The 4,995-nt window shown below is 57.1% G+C and carries 1 protein-coding gene; it reads left to right on the top strand.

Annotated features, from left to right (window positions below; translation table 11 throughout):
* The coding region (locus tag ABX962_RS29930) for an acyltransferase domain-containing protein (protein WP_372725032.1) at positions 1 to 4,995 on the top strand (4,995 nt) is incomplete at both ends.

Below are 4,995 nucleotides of genomic sequence, written 5' to 3'. Positions count from 1 at the left end.
CTGCACTCGCAGGCGGCGTCAATGCATTGATCACCCCCAACACCAGTGTTGGGTTCAGCAAAGCTTCGATGCTGTCTCCGTCAGGCGAATGCTATGCCTTTGACGCACGCGCCAACGGTTATGTGCGAGGCGAAGGGGCAGGCTTGGTTCTGCTGAAACCATTGAGCGAGGCGATCAGGCAACGCGACCGAATTTACGCAGTCCTGCGATCCGCCGTCGTCAACCAGGATGGCCAGACCTCTTCGATGACCGTGCCCAGCGTTGCCGGTCAAAGCGAGATGCTAGCCGCGGCCTATCGCGAAGCCGGCGTGGCTCCTCAAGACGTCGCATACATGGAAGCTCACGGCACCGGCACTCCGGTGGGCGACCCGATCGAAGCCGAAGCACTTGGACGGGTGTTGTCGCAGGGCCGCGATGATGACGACGTTTGCTACATCGGTTCGATCAAGACCAACATCGGGCACCTCGAATGCGCGTCGGGCGTCGCGGGTCTGGTCAAGGCGGCTTTGGTCCTGGATCGCAAACAAATCCCAGCGAACCGCAATTACGAAACGCCCAACGCGTCCATTCCACTAGACCGCTACCGATTGCAGGTTCCCACCGAATTGCGATCGCTGCGGTCACGCAATGATCAGCAGCCGATCGCGGCGGTGAATTCGTTCGGTTTCGGAGGCACGAACGCTCACGTCGTGTTGCAGGCGGCCCCCGAACCGGTGCACTCGTACCGTGATCACGTCAGCGCAGAGCGGCCATTTGTGTTGCCAATCACTGCACGCGATGAAGTGGCACTGCGAGCTTATGCCGAGCGTTATCGCCAACGGCTCGAGACAATCGACGGTGACTTGGCTGACTTTTGCTATTCGGCCGCGGCCCGCAAGGAGCATCATGATCATCGGCTCGCCGTGATCGGAGCGACGCCAAATCAGCTTCGGCAGCGTCTCGCTCAATGGCTCGCCGGCGGCGAATCCGGCGAGGGCATCGTGGCAGCCCACTCGGCAACTCCCCCCTCGGCCCACTCCGCAAACCGTGCTGCCAACAGCCGCAACGCAAATATTTTCGTCTTCACGGGCCAGGGATCTCAGTGGTGCGGGATGGGGCAAAGTTTGCTCGAGCGTGAACCGATCGTGCGTGAAACGATTCAAGAAATCGACGAACTCTTTCAATCACTCAGCGGTTGGTCCCTGCTGCGGGAGATCGAGCTTCCTGAAAACGAGTCGAACATCCAACAAACTCGAGTGGCACAACCGGCAATCTTTGCGATCCAGGTCGCGTTGGTTCGGCTTTGGGCTTCGTGGGGCGTTCACCCATCTTCGGTGGTCGGGCACAGTGTCGGCGAAGTGGCGGCGGCTTGGTGCGCAGGCATCTATTCGCTGCACGATGCCGTTCTGCTGATCTATCACCGCAGCCGACTGCAAAACGAAACCGGCGGGGCGGGCGGCATGTTGGTTGCCGGAGTGTCGGTGAACGAGGCAAATGAATTCATCGGCGCCGATGCCGACCGCGTCCAAGTCACCGCGGAAAACAGCCCGTCACTCGTAACGATCGGTGGCGATATCGAACCGCTCGAAGCGATTGGGGCAAGGTTAGAGAAGCGTGGACATTTCGTCCGCTGGCTAGGACTGAATTACGCGTTCCATACGCACCAAATGGATCCGATCCGATCCGAATTGTTAGAAGCATTGGCGGACTTGGCCCCTCGCCCCGAAACGATCCCCTTCGTCTCGACCGTCACCGGCGGGCAATATCCTGGCACACAGATGGACGCCGGTTATTGGTGGCGCAACGTGCGTGAGCCGGTGCGATTTGAATCGGCGATCACGACACTGGCGGCCAACCAGGCAACCCGCTTCCTCGAAATAGGACCGCATCCGTCGCTACGTAGTTCCATCGATGCCTGTTTAGCGGATCAAAAGGTCCAAGCCACGATCGCTCACTCGCTGACTCGCAACACCGATGCAGCACTCGAATTGGCCACCAACCTAACCAAGCTGGCATTCGACGGAGTCGATGTGGATTGGTGCGAGGCGAACCAAAGTTCCGGCAAATTCGTTCCTCAGCCCACTTACCCTTGGAACTACCAAGAGTATTGGCTGGACCAGGGAGACACCGCCAACCGGATCGATCCGCCGCTGCATCCGTTTCTCGGTGAGCGACTGAACGTTGCCCAACCGACGTGGCAATTCCATCTTGATCCTCACCTGTTTCCGTATTTGACGGACCATCAAATCTGGAACGGCATTGTCTTTCCCGCGGCTGGGTTTGCTGAGATCGGCATGGCGATCGCCGCCGAATGGTTCCCCGACGATTCCTACGTGGTCGAAGACCTCGAGTGCATCAGTGCGTTATTCGTATCCGACACCGCCATCCCCAAAATCCAGGTGGTGTTTGACGAAAAAACCAAATCATTCTGGGTTCACAGTACAACGGGCACCGCAGCGTGGGAACTGCATGCGAAAGGCCGCTTGGTCGCGATGCCGCCGGCTAATGAATCACAAACGATTGATCTGCAGGAGATTTGCAAGCGTTTGCCTCGCAGAATCATGCACGATGACTTGTATCACGACCTGCATGGTTTGGGCTACGGATTTGGAGCGAGCTTTTCGCTAATCGCAGAAGCATGGAACCAAGCGGAGGCAGCCGAATATTGGCCCATCCACCAGGAATCTCTCGCACGGATTACCGTCACCGATCAAGTTGCCGATGACGCGTCGCAATACTGCATTCACCCCGCCGTGCTAGACGCCTGTTTCCAGGCAACACATGGGACTCGCTATGCGGAGGGGCAAAATGATCGCGGGCAGAACGGACATGACAATTGCATGTATCTTCCCGAGTCGATCGGGCGGGTTCAGCAACACTCACAAGAAATCCCCGCAGAGCTATGGGCCCACGCTATTCGCTCGCGTGTCGATGGAATGTCGGTCGAATACTCGATCCGTGTCGTCGATGGTCGCGGGAAACCCGTCGCGTCGATTTCTCGATTCCGAGTCGCGAGAGTTTCCCCGGCTCACAACGGAGTTCCATTCAACGATCACCTTTACCAATTCCAATGGCAAGCTCAGCAGCGGCAGGGACACCAGGTCGACGACGTAGCCACCGGTAACGTGACTGCGGCGGACGGAAATTTAAACACGAATCGTGCACCCGCGTCCTCGCTGTCGCCGACTTCCGCGACGATTTTGGTGTTCGTCGATGAGAGTGGGGTCGGTGAATCGGTTGCCGCCAAATTCAAGCAGCGAGGTGATCGTGTTATCTCGTTGCGGCGGGGGGCCGCTTTTGAGCGAACCAGCGAAAACGAGTTCAGCTTGACTGACGGAACCGCTAGCGAATTGAATCGCGTATTTGCAGAGACGGGACTCGGCGACTCGAAACGAACAAAGATCGTTCACTGCTGGACGCTCGATCACAACGCAATACTGGTTCACCACGAGCATCTGCTTGCCGAACAGCAATCAGGGGTGTTCAGTGCACTGCAGCTTTCTCATGCACTGGACGGAACGGATCTTGCCACCGATCCTCGTGTTTATTTCGTCACCCGCTCGGCAACAAGCGTTCATGAAACCGACCCGTTGACGGGTTTGGCCGCATCGCCATTGACCGGATTTTGCCGCGTCGCGAATAACGAATCAAACCAATTTCAGTGGACGTTGGTTGATCTCGAATCAAAGCCAAGTGATTCCGAAATTGACGAATTGGTGGACGAGATAACAAGCGACAACCGTGAATGCGAAATCGCCCTGCGTGACAACCAGCGATTTGTCAATCGACTGCAGCGAGTGACGTTGGAACAAATTCCACAGCGACGAAGCAAAGCGATTCTTGAAAACGGTGATACCGCTGCCTTCAAACTGCAGATGTCCAAGGCGGGTGTTTTAGAGCACTTGACGCTAAACGAAACCCACCGACGTCCGCCCGGTCCCGATGAGATCGAAGTTCGCGTGAGGGCCGGAGGCATCAATTTTCGAGACGTCATGAAGGCGCTAGGGATGTACCCGGGCACGACCGACGATTTGCTTTGGTTTGGTGACGATTTCTCAGGAATCGTCGTGGCGACCGGAGCGAATGTGAACGACATCCAGTGCGGCGACAGCGTTTCAGGCATTGCTCCGTATGCATTTCGCAGCCACATCACCGTCGATCACCGATTGGCGTTCAAGCATCCCACGCACCTGTCGTTTGAACAAGCCGCCACGCTGCCCACCGTGTTTATGACAACGCACTTTGCGATCAAGCACGTTGCTCGCATGCAGCAGGGTGAAAAGATTTTGATTCATGCGGCCGCCGGTGGGATTGGCCAAGCGGCGATTCAAGTGGCTCAGCACTTGGGACTCGAGATTTTTGCTACCGCAGGAAGCGATGAAAAACGCGACATGCTCGCCGCGATGGGAGTGCGTCATGTGATGAATTCGCGAACGGTCCAGTTTGCGGATCAAATCATGGATCTGACCGCGGGCGAGGGCGTCGATGCGGTCCTGAATTCACTGGCCGGGGAATTTGTTCCCAAAAGTCTATCGGTGCTCGCGCCGTTCGGACGTTTCTTAGAGATCGGCAAGATCGACGTCTACGAGAATTCCAAAGTGGGCTTAGCAGCGTTCAAGAACAACATCTCGTATCACATGATCGACCTGGCTCAGATCATCGCCCAACGGCCAAGCCGGATTGCATCGATCGTGACGGAGTTATCATCGCTGTTTGAATCGGGCGTCTACACCCCGCTTCCCCACAAAGTGTTCCCGATCAACGAAGCGGTCGACGCGTTTCGCTACATGGCTCAAGGACAACACATCGGCAAAAATGTGTTGTCATTTCCCTCGGATCCAACAACGGCATCGGCTTTATCGATCGGGCCCTGCACCGAGGATGGGCACCTGCTGCGCTCGGATGCCAGCTACCTGATCACCGGTGGCGCGGGTGGATTCGGATGGGAGATTGCCAAATGGATGGTCCGCCAAGGCGCACGCCACTTGGTGTTGCTCAGCCGCAGTGGGCCCAATG

This window comes from Novipirellula sp., from assembly GCF_041583735.1.
Lineage (GTDB): Bacteria > Planctomycetota > Planctomycetia > Pirellulales > Pirellulaceae > Novipirellula.
This window is presented reverse-complemented; position numbering and strand designations above follow the sequence as displayed.